This window comes from Wolbachia endosymbiont (group A) of Urophora cardui (genome assembly GCF_964028435.1).
Classification (GTDB): Bacteria; Pseudomonadota; Alphaproteobacteria; order Rickettsiales; family Anaplasmataceae; genus Wolbachia.
The window spans coordinates 675,292-700,600 of the sequence record NZ_OZ034774.1; the positions used below are offsets into that span (position 1 = coordinate 675,292).

Annotated in this window: 24 protein-coding genes, 1 tRNA gene and 2 pseudogenes; 10 read left to right on the forward strand and 17 right to left on the reverse strand. The window is 34.4% G+C overall.

Annotation, left to right across the window (positions count from 1 at the left end):
- The first annotated feature begins 72 nt into the window (after positions 1 to 72).
- On the forward strand, positions 73 to 234 hold the full coding sequence (locus ABWU38_RS03310) for a hypothetical protein (RefSeq protein ID WP_264688451.1): 162 nt from the start codon (positions 73 to 75) through the stop codon (positions 232 to 234).
- 29 nt (positions 235 to 263) lie between these two features.
- Positions 264 to 1,544, forward strand: coding sequence for a hypothetical protein (locus ABWU38_RS03315; RefSeq protein ID WP_253309624.1), 1,281 nt, complete (start codon positions 264 to 266; stop codon positions 1,542 to 1,544).
- Between the two features lie 291 nt (positions 1,545 to 1,835).
- On the opposite strand, the gene ABWU38_RS03320 is transcribed toward ABWU38_RS03315, so the two are convergent.
- The gene (locus tag ABWU38_RS03320; protein ID WP_353272471.1) at positions 1,836 to 2,651 is read right to left on the reverse strand and encodes an SDR family oxidoreductase; all 816 of its coding nucleotides are present in this window, start codon (positions 2,649 to 2,651) and stop codon (positions 1,836 to 1,838) included.
- A gap of 5 nt (positions 2,652 to 2,656) precedes the next feature.
- Complete coding sequence (locus tag ABWU38_RS03325) at positions 2,657 to 3,301, reverse strand: alpha/beta hydrolase (RefSeq protein WP_309166945.1); 645 nt, start codon at positions 3,299 to 3,301, stop codon at positions 2,657 to 2,659.
- A gap of 253 nt (positions 3,302 to 3,554) precedes the next feature.
- On the opposite strand from ABWU38_RS03325, the gene ABWU38_RS03330 reads away from it, so the two are divergent.
- Together ABWU38_RS03330 and ABWU38_RS03335 are read left to right on the forward strand one after the other, a co-directional pair.
- Complete coding sequence (locus ABWU38_RS03330; RefSeq protein ID WP_253309621.1) at positions 3,555 to 3,710, forward strand: hypothetical protein; 156 nt, start codon at positions 3,555 to 3,557, stop codon at positions 3,708 to 3,710.
- A gap of 501 nt (positions 3,711 to 4,211) precedes the next feature.
- A pseudogene (locus ABWU38_RS03335) lies at positions 4,212 to 5,126 on the forward strand (IS256 family transposase).
- Here the strand turns inward: ABWU38_RS03335 and ABWU38_RS03340 are convergent.
- Positions 5,067 to 6,257, reverse strand: a complete 1,191-nt coding sequence (locus tag ABWU38_RS03340; protein WP_353272472.1) for a hypothetical protein — start codon at positions 6,255 to 6,257, stop codon at positions 5,067 to 5,069. The pseudogene ABWU38_RS03335 and the gene ABWU38_RS03340 sit on opposite strands and share 60 nt — an antisense overlap.
- A gap of 194 nt (positions 6,258 to 6,451) precedes the next feature.
- Positions 6,452 to 7,234: a DsbA family protein gene (locus tag ABWU38_RS03345; protein WP_253309838.1), complete on the reverse strand. Its 783-nt coding sequence runs from the start codon at positions 7,232 to 7,234 to the stop codon at positions 6,452 to 6,454.
- Between the two features lie 127 nt (positions 7,235 to 7,361).
- Here ABWU38_RS03345 and ABWU38_RS03350 point away from each other — a divergent pair, with 127 nt between their 5' ends.
- The 6 genes from ABWU38_RS03350 to ABWU38_RS03375 all read left to right on the forward strand — a co-directional run bounded on the left by ABWU38_RS03350 (position 7,362) and on the right by ABWU38_RS03375 (position 11,748).
- Positions 7,362 to 7,598 (forward strand): hypothetical protein, encoded by a 237-nt coding sequence (locus ABWU38_RS03350; RefSeq protein WP_264732495.1) that lies wholly within the window; start codon positions 7,362 to 7,364, stop codon positions 7,596 to 7,598.
- Positions 7,576 to 8,088, forward strand: a complete 513-nt coding sequence (locus ABWU38_RS03355; protein ID WP_353272473.1) for an AAA family ATPase — start codon at positions 7,576 to 7,578, stop codon at positions 8,086 to 8,088. Before ABWU38_RS03350 ends, ABWU38_RS03355 begins: the two co-directional genes overlap by 23 nt.
- 109 nt (positions 8,089 to 8,197) lie before the next feature.
- On the forward strand, positions 8,198 to 9,046 hold the full coding sequence (locus ABWU38_RS03360) for an AAA family ATPase (RefSeq protein ID WP_265016485.1): 849 nt from the start codon (positions 8,198 to 8,200) through the stop codon (positions 9,044 to 9,046).
- Positions 9,047 to 9,064: 18 nt separating this feature from the next.
- Positions 9,065 to 10,552, forward strand: a complete 1,488-nt coding sequence (locus ABWU38_RS03365; protein ID WP_353272474.1) for a UbiD family decarboxylase — start codon at positions 9,065 to 9,067, stop codon at positions 10,550 to 10,552.
- 43 nt (positions 10,553 to 10,595) lie between these two features.
- Positions 10,596 to 11,126, forward strand: a complete 531-nt coding sequence (locus tag ABWU38_RS03370; protein WP_253309843.1) for a phospholipase D family protein — start codon at positions 10,596 to 10,598, stop codon at positions 11,124 to 11,126.
- Positions 11,127 to 11,235: 109 nt separating this feature from the next.
- The gene (locus ABWU38_RS03375) at positions 11,236 to 11,748 is read left to right on the forward strand and encodes a hypothetical protein (RefSeq protein WP_353272475.1); all 513 of its coding nucleotides are present in this window, start codon (positions 11,236 to 11,238) and stop codon (positions 11,746 to 11,748) included.
- Between the two features lie 447 nt (positions 11,749 to 12,195).
- On the opposite strand, the pseudogene ABWU38_RS03380 reads toward ABWU38_RS03375, so the two are convergent.
- The 13 genes and pseudogenes from ABWU38_RS03380 to ABWU38_RS03440 form a co-directional block, all read right to left on the reverse strand.
- Positions 12,196 to 12,331, reverse strand: a pseudogene (locus ABWU38_RS03380) (IS66 family transposase); the annotation flags it as partial.
- Positions 12,332 to 12,412: 81 nt separating this feature from the next.
- A complete protein-coding gene (gene rnc, locus ABWU38_RS03385; protein ID WP_253309845.1) occupies positions 12,413 to 13,111 on the reverse strand; it encodes a ribonuclease III in 699 nt (232 codons plus the stop codon).
- 90 nt (positions 13,112 to 13,201) lie between these two features.
- A complete protein-coding gene (locus ABWU38_RS03390) occupies positions 13,202 to 14,269 on the reverse strand; it encodes a quinone-dependent dihydroorotate dehydrogenase (protein ID WP_353272476.1) in 1,068 nt (355 codons plus the stop codon).
- A gap of 138 nt (positions 14,270 to 14,407) precedes the next feature.
- A tRNA-Cys gene (locus tag ABWU38_RS03395) sits at positions 14,408 to 14,479 on the reverse strand.
- 5 nt (positions 14,480 to 14,484) lie between these two features.
- On the reverse strand, positions 14,485 to 15,381 hold the full coding sequence (locus ABWU38_RS03400) for a class I fructose-bisphosphate aldolase (RefSeq protein WP_253309992.1): 897 nt from the start codon (positions 15,379 to 15,381) through the stop codon (positions 14,485 to 14,487).
- A gap of 64 nt (positions 15,382 to 15,445) precedes the next feature.
- Positions 15,446 to 17,752, reverse strand: coding sequence for an AAA family ATPase (locus tag ABWU38_RS03405; RefSeq protein WP_253309847.1), 2,307 nt, complete (start codon positions 17,750 to 17,752; stop codon positions 15,446 to 15,448).
- A gap of 204 nt (positions 17,753 to 17,956) precedes the next feature.
- Positions 17,957 to 19,183, reverse strand: coding sequence for a DEAD/DEAH box helicase (locus tag ABWU38_RS03410; RefSeq protein ID WP_253309848.1), 1,227 nt, complete (start codon positions 19,181 to 19,183; stop codon positions 17,957 to 17,959).
- 35 nt (positions 19,184 to 19,218) lie between these two features.
- Positions 19,219 to 19,470, reverse strand: coding sequence for a cold-shock protein (locus ABWU38_RS03415; protein WP_064124857.1), 252 nt, complete (start codon positions 19,468 to 19,470; stop codon positions 19,219 to 19,221).
- Between the two features lie 174 nt (positions 19,471 to 19,644).
- Entirely contained in the window at positions 19,645 to 20,979 is a 1,335-nt protein-coding gene (locus ABWU38_RS03420) for a TldD/PmbA family protein (RefSeq protein WP_353272477.1), read from the reverse strand.
- Positions 20,980 to 20,997: 18 nt separating this feature from the next.
- A complete protein-coding gene (atpG, locus tag ABWU38_RS03425) occupies positions 20,998 to 21,870 on the reverse strand; it encodes an ATP synthase F1 subunit gamma (protein ID WP_264688382.1) in 873 nt (290 codons plus the stop codon).
- Positions 21,871 to 22,079: 209 nt separating this feature from the next.
- The gene (locus ABWU38_RS03430; RefSeq protein ID WP_253309851.1) at positions 22,080 to 23,300 is read right to left on the reverse strand and encodes a heme biosynthesis protein HemY; all 1,221 of its coding nucleotides are present in this window, start codon (positions 23,298 to 23,300) and stop codon (positions 22,080 to 22,082) included.
- Positions 23,297 to 24,028, reverse strand: a complete 732-nt coding sequence (locus ABWU38_RS03435; protein WP_253309852.1) for a hypothetical protein — start codon at positions 24,026 to 24,028, stop codon at positions 23,297 to 23,299. The genes ABWU38_RS03430 and ABWU38_RS03435 overlap by 4 nt, the downstream gene beginning before the upstream one ends.
- On the reverse strand, positions 24,021 to 25,250 hold the full coding sequence (locus ABWU38_RS03440; RefSeq protein ID WP_265017656.1) for a lipoprotein-releasing ABC transporter permease subunit: 1,230 nt from the start codon (positions 25,248 to 25,250) through the stop codon (positions 24,021 to 24,023). The genes ABWU38_RS03435 and ABWU38_RS03440 overlap by 8 nt, the downstream gene beginning before the upstream one ends.
- Positions 25,251 to 25,309: the final 59 nt, after the last annotated feature.

A 25,309-nucleotide genomic window follows, 5' to 3' on the forward strand; every position in this document is an offset into this window, starting at 1 on the left:
TCAAATTTTTTTACTGACTTGCCTATGTATTATGGTATTTGTTAAAGAATTATTGAATAACAGTTATGCAACATGAATAAGGTAAAAAGGAAACGAACTCAATTTTATCAGCCTTATCCATTACGTAAGACGAGGAAAACAGAAGCAAAAAATACCCAAGAATTATATGATCCAACACTAACTGATATTAGGTTAGGCGAAAGTGATAATCAACAAAGTTTGGAAGTAATATAAAAGATCCGATGGAGTTCTCTCGCAGTGATTTGTCAAACAAAACAGATGAACACGAAAGTGATAATCGACTACAGAACTTTAGTGATTATGATTCATATGATAGTTCTGCTGATGGTAATCAGACGCCTTGTACTGAACCAAGTGATTGGGACTCAAATTCGAGCTGTAGTTCAGATTATTCTTATTTTCCGGAAGGTGGCTCACTTTTAATGGATCTAGAAATACCATTAACTGAAAATGAAGAGAAGCTGATTGATGAATTTTGTAAGGAGATGAAAAAGGTGGAAGAAGAAAATAACAAAGGAAGTGCTTTAAGGCTTGTTCGAGACATAACAAATAAATATTTAGGGAAAGGGATAAGACTAAATTCATGTTATGGTGATCGTTATAGAACTGTAACAAATTTGATATTTGAAGAAATAATAGATGTTATCAATAATGAAGGCCTATGCCCTAGCAGTAAAGCGCATGCATTTAGAGGTCAGGATGTTTCCTGTAACAATGAAGATCAAGATGATGACAACACGAATGAAGCACTGGAAGATGGTAATTTAGACATCATAAGAAACACCATTAGGGATTTATTGTTAAAAGGTGGGAAAGTAGAAAGAGGTCTTTTCGATGGTGGTGAGCTAGGACATGTAACTTCTGATTCTGATTATGTAAATGATCTCTTTGCACAATGTAAGGAAATTGAAAACGATCTAAAAAATGCAGCATATGAAAGTATTGTAAACAAAAATGAGCAAGCTCAAAAGGACAAATTAGAATTAAAAGTAGAGATAGATAATGAGTGCTTTTGTATAAAATATCCACAAGATAGTACTGTTGAAGTTGCAAAAATCCTAAGCAATGAAAAGAATAAAGGTTTAAACTTAAGAGTTGGTATACTGCAAATTGGGAAAAGTATAGTAAGAGTTGAAAGCTACAACGGAAAAAGAAATTATCTGGATGTTTGTAAGCAAGGTGTAACATTATCTTTTGATAGTGAAGCAGGAAAAATCAGTATTCATCTAAATCCTAAGGAAAATAGTAATGAAATAGAAGTAAAGATTGATAAGGAGAGCGAAGCAAGGCTTAACGAGTTAGAAGATAAGGGGAAAAGTTTAGGAGAAAACTGTCTTTTAGGAGGAAAAAGCGTTCTGGAAGCTATACGAGATGGAAATTTTGAAAGAAATAGAAGTATTATACCAACTAGCGTAATTGAACAGCCAAATGCTGCAACGAATACTCCACAATCTTACCTAGAGAACATTAGTCTGAGCGGACACAATTACAGAACTAAACGTATTGATTCAAGGCATGGCTAATGTGCAAATATTGAAGCAAAAGTGATCAGTGCTTGACACTGCTCTCCTTTGTCATCCCAGTGCCCAGACACTGGGATCCAGGAATTTTATTAAGTTGGTGAGCATAAAAATAGCTGTTTTACGTTAAAATACAATGTTTTGATGATTATGGAAAGGCTGGATTCCAGTGTCAAGCACTGGAATGACACCATTTGTTGTAAACTTACTTTTTTCTTGATTTTTTGGTTTATCTCGCCTACCTATTTTGCCACTTTGCTGAACGGATACAACTAAACAATAGGTCTATCTACTTCATTCTAATGTGATTTCAGTTTTTTTTACATGCAAACTCTCTAATCCCACCTTATAGTTAGGATAAATTAGAGAGACATTAAGATCTTTTTTAATTTTAACATTACTTACTTTTTTTGACTCTAAATAAAAACTCTGTGCATAATCTGGTAAGGAAGAAACCTCAATTGGCTCTGGAGGACTAACATTGAGGAGTTTGGCTGCATACATTATCACTTCAGATTGTGTAGTGGGTAAATCATCTGCACAATTGTATACTTCACCAGGTTTTATGTTTTGCATGGAAGAAAATAGAATGTTCGATATATCTTCAACGTGAATACGAGAAAAAAAATGCCCTTCTTTTTTCACATTTTTTGCTTTGCCAAGCTGCAAGTCAATTAACACGTTCCTACCAGGACCGTATATTCCAGCTAAACGAAAAATATGTACAGGCAGTTTGCTATTCAGCCACTTCTTTTCAGATCTAAGGCGCTTTTCTCCTCTGATTTCTATAGGTTTTGTTTCAGATTCCTCATTCACCCAATTACCAGAGTAATCACCATAAACGCTAGTTGCAGACAAATAACCAAACCATTTAACATTTTGCAGGCAATCACCATATCTCTCCATAACATCATCACCATCTGGAGGAATAGAAATTAAAACGTGCGTTGCGCTTTTAAGCAGATCTTGACTAACTTTCTCATAATTAAAGAGGATTACATTTTGTATATTTTTACTTCTTGATGTGCCACTGACTTTCCAACCTAAGTTCAGCAGTTTTTTCGATAAAAATTTAGCCACATACCCATAACCAAAGCAAAACAAGTGCATGAAAATTAATTTTTAAAATTCTTCTTGATAAATTCTACTCCTAATTTTATCCCCTCTTCATTAATAATATGCCCTAATGCATGAATTGGGTGCCCTTCAACATTTATTCCATTTTCTTTCAAAGCTTTAACCGCTAAGTCGAGGGACGAAAAAGGTACCACGTCGTCAGCATCACCATGGATAACACATATGTTAGGTTTTGACTTGATCTCTGGTGCAGTTTTTGAAGGTGAAAGAAACCTACCAGAGTATGCAACAACTGATGCACAGGATTGAGAGCGGGTGAGAGCTGTATGTATTGCAAGCATTGCTCCTTGAGAAAATCCAACCAAAGAAAGTTGCGTATCTTTTAAATTAAGCTCCTTTAATTTTGTATCAATGAAATGATTTACAATTGATGTAGCATTTTTTACTCCATTATATAGCGCTTCCTCACTACGATCTTCCAAGCTGAACCACTGATAACCATCACCTATTTCTCTTTCAAACGGAGCATTGGGTGCTACAAAATATGACTCGGGTAAAAACTTGCTCATAACTTTAGCAAGGTGAATGAAATTATCGCCACTTGAGCCCCAACCATGTAAAAAAATAATCAAATTTTTCTTATTTCCGCCTGCACAAATTTCTTGGCCTTTAAGTTCAATCATTTCTTTTCCTTTTGCATTTATATTTTTATTTAACACTAATTTTCAAATTTGTAAAAACATACTGTGATTGCTGTTGAATGATGGAGAGACATACTCCATTATTTTATACCTATAGCTAACTGAAAAAAGGTTACCTCAGAAGGGATAAAAAGGTATAAAATGGCTTTGGATAAGGTAGAATGATGCCAAAGTGAGGATCTGAGGGAACGTGTTTTGAAAGTAGTAGACGAGAAAAAAATGACTATGGAGGAAGATGTTCAAAATTGATAGAAAAACAATATATTGGTGGAGGAAAAGAAGAGAAGAAACAGGAAGCATAAAACCATCTTCAGGCTATCAAAAGGGGCATAGTCATAAAATTAAAGACTTAGATAGCTTTGTCGAATTTCTAGATGAAAATCAGAGTTGAAAAGATAATTGAAAAATTTGGCAATATGTGCAAAGACAAAGTATATAACTACCTTAAAAAAGTGAACTATATGTATAAAAAAAACTTTTCTCTACCAGGAAAGGGATGAAGGAAAACGAAAGGAAGTCATACAAAAGGTAGCAGAAATAAATGAAGAAAATTTAGTATTCATAGATGAATCAGGTATAGAAGACAACGAATTTTATGAATATGGATGGTCTCGAAGAGGAAAAGGGCTATTTGCGGAGAAACCAAGATACAAAGGAAGAAATAATTGGAGCCCTAAGTGAAGAGGCACCATGAGGGATATTGCAACAGTGAGCTTTTTGAAGCGTATGTTGAAAATAGGCTTATGCCAATATTAAAACCTGGCTAGGTTTGACAATGCGAGTTTTCATAAGTCTGACAAGACGAAAGAATTAATAGAAAGGGAGTGTTAAATAAACTGTGTCAAACCGAAAAAAAAGTAATAAATTGATATAAAAAAATGGAGGTTTGACAATGAGTCAGAAAGTAGTAAACAGAACTACCGGTTTGGTAGATTATAAAGAATTAGAAACAAATATCCTGTTGTCTATACGAGAAGGAAGACCGTTGACAGGAAGAGATGGAGCATTAACACCGTTTATAAAAAAGTTGCTGGAGGTAAGCCTGGAAGGTGAAATAGAAAACCACTTGTCGGCTGAAAGCGAAGAGAATAATCGAAGAAATGGGAGGAATGCAAAGACTTTACGTACAAGCGCAGGGTCATTTGAGCTTTTGACGCCAAGAGATAGGGAAGGAAGTTTCGAACCACAAATAGTCAAAAAAAGGCAAACAAACTTACATCCAGAGCTTGAAACGAAGATTTTGAGCACATTTGCCAGTGGTATGGGCTATAGAGATATAGTGTCACATGTTGAGGAAATTTATGATCACAAAATATCGGTGGCAGAGATATCAAGTATTACTGACAAATTGCTACCAGTAATCAACGAATGGCGTAGTCGCCCGCTGCAGTCTGTATATCCGATAGTTTTCATGGTTTTTTAAAGTCAAAGAGGACGGGCATTGCGTAAGTAAATGCATGTATAACATATTAGGCATAGATCAAAATGGCAAAAAAGAAGTATTAGGTTTTTATTTGGCTGAAAGTGAAGGAGCTAACTTCTGGTTGGGAGTGCTAAATGACCTCAAAGAAAGAGGAGTAGAAGATATCCTTATTGCCTGCGTTGATGGGCTGAAAAGCTTTCCTGCAGCTATAAACAGTGTCTTTCCTAATGCTCATTTACCAGCATAAATGCCTTGTATAAGCAGGTATATTGTGCTATAAAGAAGGCAGAGGAAAAGTGGACGATGCCTGTACATGATTGGGCATTAACTATCTCTCAACTTGATGTTTTCTTTCCTGGCAGATTGAAAATTGAGTTGAACTAAAAATGCGGTTTGACACAGTTTATTTAACACTCCCTCTTTCTTGTAATTATTAATTAATTTTTTTTGTATTTCTTTTTGTTGTGTTTTTTGTTCTTGCTGATGAGAGGAAGGGATTTCTTTATCTATGTGAATTTGTAAAACCGGCGCACTAGTACTGGTATCAATTCTTTCTTGTTGTACTTTTTGCTCTGATTGATTAGAAGTAGGAATTTCTCTATCCGTATAAACAGTCGCACTAGCGCTGGCATTAATTCCTTCTTGTCGTGTTTTTTGCTCTAGTTGATGAGAAAAAGGGATTTCTTTATCCGTATAAACAGTCGCATTAGTGCTGGTATTAATTCTTTCTTGTTGTACTTCTTGCTCTGGTTGATTAGAAGGAGGAACTCTTTTATCTGTACTAAAAATTTCTTCACTAGAAACTTGTTGATCTTCTTTTATATCTTCAGAAATTCCACTAAGGAGTGGTACAAAATGTTGCATGTAATTCACTACTCCTACAGTTTTTTTACTATTATCTATCTTTAATTGATCAAGATTCACATCTTGTATAAAAACTTCTAGATCATCATCATGTGCTGTAATTTTAGTTACTGTAACTTTTTGACTATCTTCCTCTATTGAATAAATATAAAGCTCCACTTCATACTTATCACATATCATTCTCCCTTCAACCCCTGGGCGACCCCATATAGGTGGGCTAGCTTCTGTAGCCATACTTCTAATATCTTTTAAATATCTATCAAAAGATGCAATATTGTCTGGTATAATATTGTTCTGGTTATCTTTCATTACATTTCCGTTTGAACCTATCATAGGTACAGCATATCCTTCAGCAATATTTTTTGTTATTTCATTAAAAACCCATCGTGAGTCCTTTTTGTTTTCAGCATAATCTGCACAATCTTTTCTTAATGATTTTGCGGTAAAACGATAACCAGGTTTTATATTTAACTCATTCAACTCTTGAGCCACGGAGTCAAAAAAGCAATCTCCTGTCTTTATAGCAATTCCTATGTTTAGATTTTTGGGACAAGCATTTTTTAAATTATGCAGTAAATCACTTGATTTTTTCTTTTCTTTGATTTGTCGAAAAAGAGCAATTGGTTCTCTTGTATAATTAGGCTCTTTCATATTGTAACCTCAGAATGGTAGCTATATGTTAAGTTTAACACTTTTTAATGGATTAGTCAACCTTTGCAGGCTAAGGTTATGCTCGACTGTAGGCATCACCTGCTTTTCTTGAGCTACTGCGTATCTTATACGTACTGCTATTTATCACATTCATAATTAGATTCGTTTACGTTGTCAAGTAAAAAAATAAAATTTTATAGCAAATTAATCGCTGAAGCTAGTTTTTGCTTGCGACTTAATTCATCTACTTTTTTGCGTAATACATTCAAATCAGTTGCTCCTACAAACAGACTATCCCCAATTATTAAAAAAGGTGTGCCCCCTACTCCCAAATCTCTTACTAGGAGCTTACTGCCATTTATCATTTGCTCAATTTTGTCCGCGTTATTTTTCATGGAATTATTAAAATCGTCCTCATCAATCCCTATGCTTTTCACTATATCCAATATGCTTTCGTCTGAAAATCCTCCTTTGTGACTTAAAGCAGAATAGTGAAAGTCGAAATATTTTTCTTTATCAATAAAGTAAACAGCTAAAGCGCTTTTTGCTGCCCTTAAAGAGTCATTACCAAGTATTGGAGCATCCCTAAAGATATACTTAATTTTACCGTCGTTAATTAACTGTTTTATATCGTCTTTTATAGTCTTGCAATATCCACAAGAATAGTCAAAGAAACCTACAGCTATAACACTACTATTTTCATTTCCGGAGTAAGGATAAGTAAGGTCAAATATTTGATCCTTGTATTGTGAAATTTTACTTTTGGTCACATTATCTCGAGCAGCGTAACTACTTTTAATCGACTCCTCTTTGAGAGTTTTTACGATCTTATCAAAATTTCTACTTATATAATTATCTAATTTCTCACCTATATAATCATCGCTTAGCATTTGGCTGCGATTTGAAAGCCAATTGTTTATTACTGGTAAACTTGCTACTGCCAGTATAAGGATCAATAAAAACGATATTCTAGACATACAATTTATTTAAAAACCTACAACATAAAACTTTAGTACACATTTATCTGTATATTAAAAGAAGCATCTAATATTAATATATGAAAACATTTATATCAAGTGTATTTTATAACCAGTTTTGCCTCAAATGCAAACTTTACGTACAATGGAACTCAAGCACATTACTGAAAAGCTCATCAGAAGACTTGGTGATGCAAATGACCAAACCATCGCCAGAATAGCCAATTATGAGATGCTCTATCTTTTACCGCCGCGTATAACAACTGTAAACATGGCGGTAAAAAAAGTTGATCATCTTATAACCGCCGTGTATAATGCTAACAAATGCGGCGGTAAATTATATGAGCGAACCAATAATTGGTAGAGAAAAGGAAATAGCCATTCTAGAAAGTAAGCTTCTCTTTTCCCCATTTGCTAAGTTTATTGCAGTGTATGGTCGGCGTCGTGTGGGTAAGACGTACCTAATAAAACAATTTTTCAGTAAACATGCCGATGTTTTATTTGAACAAACAGGTCTTAATAATGGTACTATGCAGGAACAACTTGCAATTTTTACACAGTCGTTATCAAATACTTTTTATAAAGGTGCAAAAATGGCTTTGCCTGAAGTGTGGCTGGATGCATTACAACAATTAACACTTGCTATTGATAACACACATGAGAATGAACACATTGTCTTATTTTTTGATGAACTTCCATGGTTAGCTACAAGAAAGTCTCGTTTTCTAGAAACGTTAGAATATTTTTGGAATATACATTGGACAAACCGAAAGAAGCTTATCTTGGTTGTATGTGGTTCAGCAGCTTCTTGGATGTTGGAAAATATAATTTATACCAAAAGGGGGGTTGCATAACCGCATTACCGCAAGGATACCTTTGCAGCCTTTTAACTTACGTGAAACTAAAGAGTATCTAAGATATTTAGGAATCAACCTTAATCACCAGCAGATATTACAGATCTATATGGCTATTGGAGGAATACCACATTACCTTAAGGAAGTAAGTAAAGGATTATCAGCAGCACAAAACATTAATATGATCTGTTTTCAGAAGGGTGGTTTGTTATTTGATGAATTTGATATGTTGTTTCACTCCTTGTATGAAGAGCCAGAGACATATCTAAATATCATTCGTGCGATTGCAAAAAAGCCAAAAGGGATAAGCAGAAAAGAACTTATAAAAGCGACTAAAATCACTGAGGGTGGTCGCTTAACTGCTAAATTAAGGAGTTTAGAAGAAGCAGGATTTATTGGTGGTTTTTTACCATTGAACAAGGGAAAGAGAGGAGTATATTACAGGGTAATGGACGAATATGTATTATTTTATCTAACGTGGATTGAGCCGTTTAAGGAAGTAACAAAAAGGGCAATAATAAGTGATGCTCACTATTGGGAGTTAGCAATAAAGAAACCAGCTTGGCAAACATGGACAGGGCAAACATTTGAAGCAGTGTGTTTTAAACATGCCAATGTAATTAGAAAAAAATTAGATATAGAGCATATAGCAGTTATATGTGGAGATTGGCAATATCAACCAGAAAAATACAGTAAAGAGTCTGGTGCTCAAATAGATCTAGTTTTCGATCGAGAAGATGGATGTGTAATGCTCTGTGAGATAAAATATAGTGATAAACCTTATACAGTAACAAAGGAATTTGTCGAACAATTAAAAAGAAAAGAAGCAATTTATAGAGAAAAAACGAAATCAAAGAAGCAAATATTCTGGGTGTTAATTGCTGCAAATGGAGTTTCTGAGAACCAATATCTAAAAGATACGATACATCATGTGATTACACTAGAAGACTTGTTTTAAGTTATTTTAAATTTTAATATGTACACCAACTTACGCGACTTCATTAAAGCCTTAGAAGAAAAAAAAGATCTGATTAGGATTAAGGAGGAAGTTTCAACAGTTCTTGAAATGACAGAAATTCACCGTAGGGTTTTGTCAAATAAAGGACCAGCTATCATCTTTGAAAATGTTGTCACGGAAAACGGTAAAAATTCGATTCCAGTTTTGGTGAATTTATTTGGTACTATTAAGAGGATTGCATTGGGGTTGAACATAAACCCTGGTGAACTAAGAGATCTTGGTAAACTTTTAGCATTTTTGCGATCACCTGAGCCACCAAAAAACTTCAAAGATGCCGTGAAAATGTTTCCTTTACTAAAAGTTGTATTGTCGATGCGAAGTAAAGTTGTGAGCAAGGCTCCATGTCAAGAAGTGGTGCTAACTGGGGATGAGGTGGATCTTAGTTTGCTACCTATTCAAACATGCTGGCCAAATGAACCTGCACCACTTATCACCTGGCCAATTGTGGTGACAAAAGGCCCAACGGAAGACAAGCAAGATAATTTCAATCTTGGAATATATCGTATGCAGGTTATAGATAAAAAAACGACTCTAATGCGCTGGCTTGCATATCGTGGTGGTGCAGGTCACCACAAACGATGGAAAGAGAAGGAACAAAATATGAAATTTCCTGCTGCTGCTGTGATCGGTAGTGATCCTGCAACAATTATTGCTGCGGTAACTCCAGTGCCAGAAACATTGTCAGAATACCAATTTGCTGGGTTGCTGCGCAAAAAACCGCTTGAGCTTGTAAATTGTAAGACTATTCCGCTTCAAGTGCCAGCTCATGCAGAGATTGTTCTGGAAGGCTATGTAAGTTTGGATAGATATCAAGATGAAGGGCCATACGGAGATCACACCGGCTACTATAATTCTGTTGAGCAATTTCCAGAATTTAATATTACTGCAATTACTATGCGCAAAAATCCAATTTATCTCAGCACTTTCACTGGCAAGCCACCTGATGAACCATCAATTCTTGGTGAAGCGCTCAACGAAATCTTTGTGCCCATTCTTATCAATCAATTTCCAGAGATAGTGGATTTTTATCTACCACCAGAAGGTTGTTCATATAGAATAGCGGTGATATCGATAAAAAAGTCTTATCCAGGGCAGGCAAAAAGAATTGTTATGGGCATACTTTCCTTTCTAAAGCAATTTTTATACACGAAGTTTATTATCGTTGTTGATGATGATATAAATGTACGTGATTGGAAGGAAGTGATGTGGGCAATATCAACGAGAATGGACCCTGTGCGTGACACAATCACAATAGAGAACGCACCTATTGATTATTTAGATTTTGCTTCCCCTGAAAGTGGACTTGGAGGTAAAATGGGATTTGATGCAACAAATAAAATCCCGCCTGAAACCAAACGAGAATGGGGAGAGAAAATTAAAATGAGTGAGGAAATAGTAAGAAAAGTCACGGAGAAGTGGGAAGAATATGGATTGACAGGTGATTAAATTATGATGTAGCCTATCGCCGTATATCCGGGGGTGGGTTGTTGTGAGGCTTTTTCACTTTTTATTCTTGTTAATGTGTTTTTCTCTGTATTACTATGCGGGTTTTATATTTTCGCCCTGCCCAAAAGCTACGGTTTGCTTTTCACCTGGAGAAGATTGTGCTGTACCGATAATCAGCGTAATAGATCAGTCTAAAAAATCTATCTTAGTTCAAGAATATACATTTACTCTTGGAACAGTTGCAAAATCTTTGATTAATGCTAAAGAACGCGGTGTTGATGTTAAAGTCATCTTAGATAAATCGCAACTCTACTCAAAATATAGTGTTATAAATGAATTATTTTCAGGTGGAGTACCAATTTGGATCGATGATAAGCCAAAGATTGCTCATAATAAGATAATGATTGTTGACAATCAAAAAGTCATCACAGGGTCATTTAACCTTAGTAAGACAGCTAAAAAAGGAAATGCTGAAAATTTATTAATTATTACAGATTATCCTGAATTGATCCAGCAGTATGTGAAAAACTGGGAGGCACGAATGTCACAATCTTATAAATACGCTCCCAACTAATCGAGAGCGCTTGCTTAAAATCAGTTCTAAAAACAGCAAGAGAGAGCTTTTTTGATTGATTGACATAATGATTATGATATAATGAACTAAAAGTTTAAGGAATAAAGTAATGGATTATATAAATGATGCTGACGGTAGCTACACTGCCATTCATGATTTTTTTCAAAACAACGGTGTTGGAGATTACAAAGTTCAATGCAGTTATGGTGGGGTGCCGTATGCTACTGATGAGTACGTGCATTCTGGCGATAAATTTTGGAGTAATAATTTCATAGACTCACATTTTGGCAGGGAAATAAAAATGTATCCTCAAAGTGAACTTTTAGCTAAAGAATATGCTGGAAATACGTTGCCAGTTTCAATATCACTAGATAAGGATTTAATAAAAATGAAGGAATGTCAGAAAAAAACGAAATTTGTGGAACTAGAAAGGGAGTCAGGTGATTTAGTGTATGATAAGCAAAAGCATGTAAAGTGTTACACAACAAAGCTATCATATGATGATGTACATATTTACAATAACGATAAAGTTTCAACATTTAGCATAAAATACGACGTGCCAAATGATCCGAAATACAGTTTAAATATAACATTTACAAAGGTTAATGATAATAAACCATGATTTTGGCAAAAATTTAAAAACATGTTTTAACCTGACCGTTCACTGGTTTTTACTCAATCAATCAATTACATTCTGTAATATTTGGGACGTCAAAAATTGACTTTATTTTTCTTGAGCTTTTTTTAATTTAAAATAAATACAGAAGCTTGTATCTTGAAATTTGCTGCAAGTGCAATTGCTTTCTAGCTATCTTTTATGGTATCTGTTCAGCTAAGCGGTGTGAGAGATAATATAGCTAAACTGACTTAGATTTACCGATAATTTGAAAAACAAAAATTCGTCATTCCGCTACTTGTTAGCGGAATCTATGCTGAGATACCGCGGCGGTATGACGTAGGAAAACCTTTCTTGGGTTAGCTATATCAGTTAATATTAAATTTTTATAATTAAAAAATATGCTATTTTTTAAAACTTTCATTCTCCTTGACTCTGTCAACTTCACAAAACAACTCTTGGACCAAATGTATCTGGCATAACACCTTTTGGTAACTTGCTACTTCTTTTTTTTCCGCATCTCCAACAACGGCCATTGATATTCCACTACATAAGGCTTAATTTTTGGTAGATCAACTTTTTTATGAATAATACTATGCTTCTCCTTAAATTGACCATTTCCCCTAAACGCTATTAGCTTCCTCAAAACTTACATTAATGCCTATTTTGCCTAAACTGAAGCGTCTTTTCCAATTTTTTCTAGCATCAACTCAGCAGCTTTTTGTTCAGCAATCTTTTTACTAGAAGCACATGCAGAAACTTTACCATAATCTTCTATGCAAACTGATATAGTAAATTCAGGATTGTGTGCTGGTCCAGTTTGTTTTACAAGCTCATACTCTGGTAAAGGCAATTTGTTTTTCTGAGTCCACTCTTGCAGTGAGGTTTTAGGATCTTGAGGGGGGTCAAGCATGCTTTTAGCTAGCTTTTCCCAATATTGGGTAATAAATTTTTCAACATTTTCAAGTCCGCCATCAATATAAATTGCACCTATTAGTGCTTCAAGCGAGTTTTCTAAATTTTTTAGGTTACATCTTCCTCCATTGCAGCGTTCACTATTATTCATGATGATAAAGCTGCCTAATTTTATTTCTTTAGCAACATTAGCAATGGTGTTGCCACAAACTAAATCCGTCTTTCTTTTTGCCAATGCTCCTTCTTTTTCTTCAGGAAATAGTTTAAACAGTATGGCAGATACGACCATATTCAAAACACTATCGCCCAAAAACTCTAGTCTTTCGTAGCTTACAATCTGGTTTTTGCTATTCCTTTTATTTACGCTTGGGTGAGTTAGTGCCTCTTCTAATATTGCATAATTTGTAAATTTATAATCAATGATCTTAGATATTGCATCATTCAAACTCTTCATACCCATTATTTAAAAGAAAAGCACTTTCTACCACCTTTATACCAGAGAATTAGTCTTATTTTATTAAAATAATACCACCAACTTCCAAAATTAATGTATACAACCCACCACCTCACTAATGTTACTAAATCCATCTCTCCTTATTAGTTCTGCAAGTTCTAGATTAATTTTGTTTACAACTTGAGGTCCGTGGTATATGAGAGCAGTGTACAACTGCACCAAAGAGGCTCCTGCCTTTATTTTTTTATATGCATCAGCACCACTTGAGATTCCTCCGCACCCTATCAATAATATTTTGCCCTTAGTAAATTTGTACATATCGCCCAATAACTCGGTTGAAAGTTTGAACAGTGGTTTGCCACTCAATCCGCCACTTTCGTTGTAGTGGGAATGCAGATTATCTCTACTTACCGTAGTGTTGCTTACTGTTAATCCGTCAATCTTATATTCCAACGCAAGCTCAGCGATATTTTCTTTCGTTTGCTGATCTATATCTGGTGAGATTTTTAATATTATTGGTATGGATTTAGAATTATCAATTGATTTCCGGATGGATTTCAACAATTTCGATAATTCTTGCTTATTGTGCAGATTGCGTAAATTAGGCGTGTTTGGAGACGAGATGTTCAGCACTATATAATTGCTTTTTCCATATACCATCTTTATTAAATCAACATAATCACTAATTTGGTCTTTCGATGCACTATTTTTTCCTATATTTATGCCAAAAATGCAGTCATCAAGCTTGGTTTCATCTATTTGTTTAAGAAAATAGTCTATTCCTTTATTGTTAAATCCCAATCTGTTAATTACCCCTTGATCTTTAATTAACCGAAAAATTCTTGGTTTTTTGTTTCCATATTGTGGATTACGAGTTACAGTACCAGTTTCAATAAACCCAAAACCAAATGAAAGCATAGGCCTTATAACTTCTGCATTCTTGTCAAAACCTGCAGCCAGGCCCACGGGGCTTCTGAGCTTATTACCAAAAAAATTCACACTCAAAGATTCTGGTAGCTCTATAGGATTCTTATAAGGTATTTTCTTTAATGCCATGATTGCCAAAGAGTGAGCAACTTCAGGCGGCAGTAAAAACAATAAATTACGTAATATCATTTTGTAAAACACTTTGCTTATTTTTAGTTTATTTTTTACCATGAAACGCTATAAGAGTATAACCATAACTTGAAAAGAAATTGATTTTACTTATGAATAATGGACAAGCTTTCTCTATAGGTTACACACTTAAAGCTACTGTTGAATTGAGCAACTTTTACAAGATATAGAAAATGAAAGAGGCCGGGACCGGAATTGAACCGGTATAAAAGGATTTGCAGTCCTCCGCATAAGCCATTCTGCCACCCAGCCGTTTTTTATGTGTAGATATCCATTATATCTTTTAGCATAGATAAAGCTTCCTCCCTTTTGCGTTGAAAAGTGTTACGTCCAATGATTGAACCATTACCACCTCCCTGCTTAATTTCTTTCGCTTCATTGCATATGTCATCTACTTCCTTCGATTCGCCACCAGAAAAAACTACTATTCTTTTCCCTGCAAAGCAAGATTTTTTAATATATTCAATTCTTTTAGATAATGATTCAATATTTTCTGTTTCTATCTTTTCTTTTTCCAAATATCTAGTTGGAAGCTTTACTTTGATTATATTAGCGCCAAGTAAAGCTGCTATGTGCGCAGCATAGGCAATAACATCAACTGCTGTTTCACCTTCTTTGGAAATTCCTTCACCACGTGGATAAGACCATAGCACTACTGCAAGCCCATAAGATTTGGCTTCAGCTACGATTTCACGGGCTTCTTCCATCATATCAAAACACTTAGCAGAACCAGGATATATAGTAAATCCAACAGCCAAGCAGCCCAAACGCAGTGCATCTTTCACAGAAGAGGTTATTGCTTGATCAGAAGTCAGATTTTTTGAATGTAAGGAGTTGGAACTATTAAGTTTCAAAATAAGTGGGAGCATTCCAGCATAAGTTGAAGCACCAGCTTCAATCATACCAAGTGGAGCAGCATATGCACTTACTCCCGAATCAACTGCAAGCTGAAAATGATAATGTGGGTCATAAGCATCAGGGTTAACTTCAAAGCTTTTTATTGGCCCGTGCTCAAATCCTTGATCTACTGGCAGAATCACTAACTTGCCAGTACCGCCAAGCTTTCCATGCATGAGAATACGAGTAAGATTTGCTTTTACCCCGGGGTTTTCACTTTCGTAGTAGCTTAGGACTTGTTTTACTTTATCACTTATCACTATAATTCAAATTAAATTTAAGTTATAAATTGTAACAAAGATGAAGTTCAATACAAGGATTTTAAACTATATTAAAAGCAATTTTATTTTCTACTTTATTCATATAGATTCTTAATTTCTTTCCTTTTATTAATTTACGATTCAGTATTTCTTCCGCTAAGTAACTTTTTATCTCTTTTTCAATAAGTCTCTCTATCGGACGTGCTCCCATTTCCTTACTATAACCCATTTGTACAAGATAAGATTTCACTTCATCCTCTACCAAGCAGTTTATGCCTTTTTGCGTCAGTTGCTTTTTCAGTTCTAGGACAAATTTATCCACAATATGCAAAATCACATCCGTACTTAAGTCAGAAAAAGAAATAATCGCATCAAGACGATTACGAAATTCAGGGCTAAAAACCTGTTCTATTGCTTTTTCGCTATCACCAATGTTAAAATTTTTATGCCCAAAGCCAACAAAACTTTTGCTGCGTTCAACTGCTCCTGCATTAGTTGTCATAATTAAAATTATATTGGAAAAGTTAACTTTACGTCCGTAAGTGTCTGTAACACAACCATAATCCATAATTTGTAGCAATATATTATAGATATCGCTATGGGCCTTTTCAATTTCATCAAGCAGCACAACACTATATTGATTGTTAGATACAGACTCTGTGAGTAATCCACCCTGATCATAACCTACATATCCAGGAGGAGAACCAATCATCCTTGATATCGTATGAGATTCAATATATTCGGACATATCAAAGCGTATAAGATTCATGCCCATGCTTTCTGCTAATTGTTTTGCTAGCTCGGTTTTACCAACACCGGTTGGCCCTGCAAAAAGATAATTTGCTAAAGGCTTATTGTAATTTCTCAACCCAGATTTAGCAATTTTAATAGAATTAACAAGAGATTCTATTGCCTGCTCTTGGCCAAAAATCACCTTTTCTAGATTAGCTTTTAAAGACTTTACTTTCTGCAAATCATCAGATTCAGATCCGCAAGGCACATTTGTAATTCTAGTAATGGTATTCTTAATATCTCTACTATTTACAATTTTACCCCTGTTTCTTAGCAATTTACAATATGCCCCTGCCTCATCAATAACATCAACCGCTTTATCAGGTAATATTCGCCCAGTAATATACTTATGCGAAAGTTCAGCCGCAGACCTAATGGCATTCTTTGTATAATATACTCCATGATACCCTTCATAGTAGTGCTTTATACCATCTAGTATCTTTATCGTTTCATTAACAGAAGATTCTTTAACATTAATTTTTTGAAACCTTCTCGCTAGTGCTTTATCTTTTTCAAAACTAGTGCTGTATTCTCTATATGTAGTTGCACCTATACAACGCAGTGTACCTCTTGCAAGCGCAGGTTTGAGTAGGTTACCTGCATCAAGAAAGCTACCACTTGTAGAACCTGCTCCAATGATAGTGTGTATTTCGTCAATAAAAAGGATAGCACCTGGTTTTGCCTCAATCGCTTTTATTATAGATTTTATTCTCTCTTCAAAATCACCTCTGTAGCGTGTCCCTGCAAGGAGTGATCCTAAATCCAAAGCATAAATTATACTGGACCTGAGCGCACTCGGAACACTGCCTTCAATGATCTTGAGTACCAAACCCTCAACTATTGTTGTTTTGCCAACACCTGGGTCTCCAACATATAAAGGGTTGTTTTTTCTACGCCTCAATAATATTTCTATAGTGCGATTTAATTCATAATCACGACCAATAACATAATCTATTTTTTTGCTTCTTGCATAGTCATTTAAATTTTTACAATAACTTTGTAGAACTTCCTCATCTTTTAGTAGCTCACCTTTATTTACTGTAGTAGGAGCGTCATTATTTTTATCAAGTTTTACTTTATGATTGGTGGTGTATTCATCTATATCGCTCAAGTATTTCATATTAGATATATGGTAAATCAAATTGGAATCTTTCACACTTTGTTTCTGCAATAGATCTTCAACGTATAAATCTTGCCCAGACAAAATTTCTACTAGAACACTTGCTCCATTTATTTCTTTTTTTCCCAAGCTATGAGCCCGTATTATTGCTCTGTGTATTATGCATTGAAACATTGAGCTAGGTTTAACTCCACTGATAATCAATTCAGAACTGCTTTGTAAAAACCCTTTTATATTATTATTATAATCATTAGCCTTAATATTGCATCTTGATAGAATGTTATCCATATTGATGATTTCATCGGCTCTGATATTACATCTTGATAAAACGTAATTTACATCCACGTCTTTAGTTAACGCCAGCAATAAATGTTCTACTTTCGCATATTTTAGATTAAAATTAGAAGCAATGAGTAGCGCTCTATTCAAACTTGCCTCTAAGTTTTTGGAAATCATCTCCTATTCTCTTTAAAAGTGGGAACTCATATATAATGAATAGCACACAATTATTAAAAAAATTGAAATCCAGCAGTTCGCTGTAGCCAATTTGAATCCCCACTCTGGATCTACGTCATAGCACCGCGATATCTCAACATAGATTCCGCTAATGAGTAGCGGAATGACGAGTTTTACGCTTATCAAGTTGTAGGTAAATCCTATTTAATATGCTTTTTCTAGTACTCTGCTTTTCTTCTTAAATGCATTGATCTTTTTTCTACCGTATTTAGTCTTTAACGTACTTGGCCTTTTAAAGACCTTTTTGCTATTACGTTTTTTAAATTGCACACTACAATCAAAATTTGGCTCTCCTTCTTTGTCTGCCAATGCAGGCAGTCTTCTCTTATCTTGAGGTGTAACAAAAGATAGCGCATGCCCTTCAGCTCCAGCACGTGCAGTTCTGCCTATACGATGAATATAGTCAGCTTGCGATTGTGGTGCATCATAATTGATAACATGTTGAATGTGGGGAATATCAAGGCCGCGAGAAGCAACATCTGTTGCAACCATGATTTGATTGCGGCCACGACGAAAAGAATTAATAACCCTTTCGCGCTTGTGCTGCCTTAAATCACCATGAATTGCTAAAGCGCTATAGTCATCTTTGTGCAATCTGCTAGCTAGCTGATCCGCTCCTTGCTTTGTTTTGACAAAGATAATGATTGATCCTTCGCGCTGACATAGTTGTGTAACAAGCTTTTCATATTTTTCTGATTCTGATGCATAAACAATCTCTTGCTTAATTTTTACAGAAGTTGTAGTCTCACAATCAACAGAAATACGTTCTGGTCGATTAAGGTACTTCTCAGTAAGTTTAACTATATCACTAGGAAGAGTTGCAGAAAACATAAGAGTCTGCCGTATTTTTGGCAGATATTTCATGATCCCTTCAATTTGAATTCCAAAGCCCATATCAAACATACGATCCGTTTCATCAAGCACAAGAACGCTAACATTGCGAGTAATCAAAGTTTTACGCTCAATATGGTCTATAATACGACCAGGAGTACCTATTACAATTTGTGGTTTTTTCTGAAGCTGATTTAGCTGCCTAAAAATAGGCTCACCACCAATCAATAAAGCGACCCTTAGTGCAGAATTTTGAAATAAGAGTTTTCTTATCTCATTTGTTACCTGATGCGCAAGCTCCCTGGTTGGCACGATGACTAAAGCTGAACCAGTGTTAGGCTCATTCAGCAACTTAGCAACCAACGGAATAGCAAATGCCAAAGTTTTTCCAGTTCCCGTTTGAGCAGACCCAAGAATATCTTTACCTTGTAGCGCTAAGGGAATCGCTTGTATTTGAATCGGAGTTGGGACGAAAAGATTATTTTTATCTAGAGCTTGTGTAAGCGAAGCTGGGAGACCCATCTCATAAAAATTATTCACAATACGTTAACCCTATTAAAAGACTTCATAATAGATTAATCTTCCAATCTTAAATTTATTGCAGATTTTTTATCTTCTCCGTTTCTACCACGCTCCTCTTTAACCTCATAACTCACCCTTTCTCCTTTTATCCCCTTCTCTTTATTCTCTCCTTTAAGTGTCTCAGGCCTTATTCCTGAACGTTCCAACGTGCTAATATGTACAAAAACGTCACCCCCTTTACCTTCTGGCTTGATGAAACCATAGCCTTTTTCGGCATTAAACCATTTTACATTACCAAATTCCATTTAAACAACTCCTAAATTATTAATTAACATTACTAATGTGATGAAAAACTTTGAAATTACGATTGAGAATGCTTTAAGCTTAGCTATTGAAACTAAACCTTTATACTCCATAGTCTATTCTTAACATTACATGACAATAATACACAATTGTTGTACTTAATGCAAATAAATTTTTTAATCGTTAAGCGAACCTGCAACCGTCATTTCGCTAACTTTAATCGTTGGTGAATTAAATTGCCCACAAAAAGTTAGATCATCTGCAACGACTAAATTGCTAAACATATCCTTTAAATTGCTAGCAATGGTAATCTCATGTATTGGATACGTTATTTTTCCATTTTCTATAAAAAATCCGGAAGCGCCTTGGCTGTAATCGCTATTGATTAAATTAACACCAAAACCAAATAAATCAGTTACATATATTCCCTCTTTCACTTCCTGAATTAATTCTTCAAACGATACATTACCATTCTCAATGTAGAGGTTACTAGCTGCAGGAATAACTGCAGCATTACTTGCACGAGTTGCACTTCCGGTTGTTTCTGAGTCTAATTTTCTAGCCGAGTATAAGTCTAAAATCCAATTTTGTAATATTCCGTTTTTTACAAATATATTTTTCTTGCTAGTTATCCCTTCTCCATCAAATGGTCTCGATGCTATGCCTCTTGGCAACAATGGATCATCGACAATATTAATTCTATCGTTGAAAATCTGAGCGTTTAAACTACCCCTCAAGAAAGAACTGTTGCTTATAATACTGCTCCCATTTATAGCAGAAGCAAAACTTTTTACTAGCCCTTTTGCTGCTCTTTTTTCAAAAATAACTGGAAATTTACCAGTTTTAATTGTACGTGAATTCAATTGATCAACTGCTCTTTTTGCTGCTTCTTTTCCCATTAACTCTGGCAACTTTAAATCACTAAAATTACATGCTATATCATAATCGTAACCAACCTTCATTTCACTTTCTCTTCCAGCAACAACAGAGACCTGATTAGCAAAGGTTGATTTACTAAACGAGCCAATAAAACCAGAAACAGTCGATAATACTGTATTCACTAAAGCGTATGAAGAAGAGGCTCCTTCAGAATTAGTGATACTCTTATGTGCAAGGGCTGAATTTTCTGCAGCTTCAGCAATTTCTTTTAGGTTATCAACGGTTACAACATTATTATCTGAGATACTTAAATCTGCAGAAGAGATATAATTACTACCATTTACAGCAAAATTAATGCAAGGATCTTCTGGCGCATTCTTTGCCATTTCTACCACTTGGCTTACCGTATCACTAAGATTATTCAAATCATTTGTAGAAATATACGCAGCTTTGTTTTTACCTGCTATAGCTCTGATTCCTACAGTGCAATTTTTAGATTGTGATATTTGCTCAATTTTTGATAGACGCTGAGAAACTGAAGTCTTATTAGTTTCATATATTGTAACTTCCGCATCTTGATTCTGCTTTTTTATTAATTTAGTGATATCTGCTGCAATATTTAATATATTCATTTTCTATTCCTTAGATTTTTATAAAGACTCTGCACCACCTATAACTTCAATTAAATCAGTTGTAATTGCTGCTTGACGAGAACGATTATAAAGCAATGCTAGTTTGTTCAGCATCTCTTTAGTGTTTCTGTTTGCTGATTCCATAGCAACCATTCTAGCACTATTCTCACTTGTTGCACTTTCAAGTAAAGCAGAGTAAAGAGCAATTACAACGTAATCCTGAATCAAAGATTTTAAAATAAATTCAATATTTTGTGGTTCATACTCATAGCCGTAATCTGTTGTTGGACCAGCCAGAGAGTTATCAATCAAGGATGAGTCTTTACTCCATGGTTTTATTGTTTCCAACATTGGTTTTTGCGTGAAGGTATTATAGAATTTACTATAAAAAACTTTAACTTTATCGTATTTACTTAGATCTATACCACCAACCAAAGCTTCTACGTGCTTTAACGTGATCCCCTTACTATTTTCAATTTTTAAGATACTTTTAGAGTCAAACCTATTTTTACCTACATCAAAAGCTTTTTTACCAAGAAATACAATATCTACTTTTTTGCCATTTGCGATTGACTTATTTACACGCTCTTGACTAAATTTGACAATAGAAGAGTTAAAGTTGCCGCACAAGCCACGATCAGACGCAACAATGAATACTAGGTAAGAACCGTCATTACTGATATTTAGAATTTTTGCCAGTAATTTTTGATCAACTGATAGCATTAATGAAGAAATAATGCTATGCAGCTTAGATATATATAATTTTGAATTTGATAATTTCTTTTGGCTTTGTAATAACTTTGCTGCAGAAACCATTTGCATTATTTTCGTGGTTTTCTGTACAGACCTAATATTCTTAATTCTTAAGGATAATTCCTTTAAGCTCTTCATTTTGTATACAACCCTGATTTATTAAAATATATAATTGTTAGTGTCTAAAAGCAAGTTTTTTTGACATTAGAACCAAGTCTAACTAAAAAACTTGCAGGTTTATTATTTTGAAATAAGGGTTATATTAAGAGATCTACTCCAAAAATTGTTCAATAGAGGTCTTTGATGGTAATTTCCCATATATTATTATCATCACACTTTGTGGAACCTTATAATATATAATAAACGCAATTAAAACTATTACAATTTGAACATTTATGATCCCATTGCTTTAGTTCTCTGTTACAATTTTTACACTTCCAGCCCGGATCAGGCAAAGCTTCTGAGCCCATCTTGTTTAGCCAATAAATTACCTTGTCGTGTTCTTGCAATGTAACCTTAAGTTGTATTACAATAAAGTAGATTGACATGTAATTAGCCTTTTTCATAGCAGTGTCTAAATATTGACTTGCAAGATCATATTTACCTGAACTCATTGAGGACAAAGCAAGTAAACAGTAACTAAAATAATAATCAGGGCGTAAGTTGTATAGTCTTTCAGCACCTTTACTATTTAAATTGATGTACATTTTAGCTGACTGAGGAGTAGGATTTACTGCATATTCTGCCTCTAGCACTGCAGAAGCTTTTCTGATTTTTCCAAGTTTAATATATAATTCTGCCTTTAAATAATTAATGGGCCGAAAAGTTGCATAATAACTTTGTGCTCTGAGTAAAGACTTTATAGCCCCTTTAAAATCCCCTTTACTTTCATATTGTTTTGCCAAAGCACAATAAAAAACTGCAAACATTTCTTTATGGTCAAAGGGAAGAAAAATATTGAACTTAACTGCTTCCCTCAACTTCAAAATTGCATTAATCCAATCTTCTTTCAATATGCAATGCTCTATTTGAAAGGGAATAGATAGCATTTTATCATTAATTGAACTAGAGCAATATTCTATAAATTTTTGAAAGACTACTTTTTCTTGTTTGAGGTGAACAATCAGCTTATTGGCCAGAAGTAGAGCTAAGTTACGATTTTTATTTGCAACGTTTGTTAAACCGTTACTGAAAAAGCTGTAATTTCCCGTCTTACCTGAGTTAAAGAGCTTTATTAAAGATAACTTATCACTCTTCTCATTTAGACTTTTAACTAGCTTTTCAGCATTCTCTATATTGTCTAAGTCTATGCTAAAAAAAGCTTCAAAGAGAAGCAATTCTTCCCTATCCCTTCTTCTATTTCTTATGTTGGCAAATGTTGATAAAATGGAGGAAAAAAAGCGTACAAGTGTAATTAATAAAAATAATAAAACTACACAAGTAAAAATAATGAAATATAGATCAATACTTATAGTGTAATTGCCTAATTCCAATTTTATTACTTCACCACTTACCTTGACCCATATGCCAAATAAAAACGAAAGAGCGAAAATTATAAAATAAATCATGAGATATATTGTAATAAGTGATGATATATTGTTGAAATATTCTTAGAAGCTACAATAAAACCATTCAATTTATTCAGCCATGGCTTGAATTCTGAATGCGTTAAATTGCTTACTGTAACAGTTATATTTTGCCAATCATTATCGTTTATTGACTCCTCAATTTCTGCGAATTTTGCCCTTAATGGGTCATTTTTATCTTGTATTCTAATCCAGTTTGAAATGATTTTTTTAGACAATGTACTTTTATTGTAGTTAATAACAGCAATGGTCTTCTCAAAAGATAACTTCAACTCACGTAAAGTATCTACCTCTTTCAAACTTTCCAATTCATTTACTGCATTTTCTATCTCTGGATCATCAAGCTCTGATATCAAAGGCTTTATTGAATTTATATGATTATCAAATTTTGCTTCTCGCAATAACGAATTCTTCATTTTAACTACAAGTAGCAGCAATCTTGCGAGGTTCTTATACCTTGAGCTACCATCACCTTGCTCACATTGAGTGTGCAGACCTCTCTTTAAGTCAAATATCTTTTTTTCTACCCTGGATTGATTAACTTCAAGTGACATTCTGAATTCATCTATTTTTTCCGTTAAAACATTTATATTGTCTTCGCTTTCTTGCTGACTTATTTTAAAAAAGATTATGTTATTTATTGTGATGTAACCGGTAAATAACAATACAATTAAGAACCAACCTATGTACTTTTGCTGAGTATCATTCATAACGTAGTATCTCCGCAGGATCTTGTGCAGCTGCCTGCAATGCAGGAGCAATTGTCGCTAAAAATGATAAGAGTAACGCAAGTGCAGAAATACTTACTACATCTTGAGGGACTAATATCACCGGTAAACTTGAAAAAAAGTATATCATAGGATCAAACAGCTTGACGTTAGTAATGTTTTCTAAAAACACTCTAATACTTTCGATATTGAGAGAAAAAACGACACCTATAATACAGCCAAGACAAGTTCCCGTAAAACCGATTAATAGACCACAAGCGCAAAATATGCGCATAATGCTTCCACTTGTTGCACCAAATGTACGCATAATTGCAATCGCGGATTTCTTTTCTTGCACTATCATCATTAAATTTGAGATAATATTAAACGCTGCTACAACTATAATCAAAGTAAGAATTAAAAACATCACATTTCTTTCAGTTTTTAAAGCACTAAAATAATGGCTTTGCTGTGATTGCCAACTTTCAGCTTTCATTCCTATTTCTTTTTCTATAGCATCTGCAAGCTTACCAGCTCTAGTAACGTCGTCTACAAGTACTTCTATATTTTTTATGCTATTTTCATAATTAAAAAAGGCTTGTGCTGATTTTAGAGGCATATATATCAAGGTATTGTCATACTCAAACATACCCATATCAAATATTGCTATAACTTTATATTTTTTCATTCGCGGCATTTCACCAAGTAATGCATCAAATTCTTCAGATGATATAAACGTAATTTTGTCGCCATAGTCAACGTTCAAAGCTTCTGCCAATCGTGCTCCTATTATTATCCCTTCATCAAATTTTTTTACATCACCTATAATTACATTATTTGTAATGGTAGTACTATCAAGCAAATCTTTAGTTGACACACCTCGCACTACGCTACCTGCAATTTTACCATTTGCTACAATAATAACTTGATCATTGGTCATAGGAGTAGCTTTTAATATACCAGGAATTTTCTCAATCGATTTCGAAACTGTGCAGTAATCTGAATTTATGTTCCTATCAAAATAAACATTAATATGGCCATCAATGCCAAGTATTGAGTCAAGCAACTTTGCTCTGAATCCGTTCATCACAGACATCACCACTATTAGTGTTGCAACTCCAAGGGCAATGCCGATAATAGAGAACAAAGTCGTTATAGAGCAAAATCTGGCATTTTTCGCTCGCAAATAGCAAGCAGCCATAGTAATTTCAAAGGCAATGGACATTACAAAATATTTTGAGGTTAAACATTATATTCTTGAAACTTCGTATAATTGTAGACTTT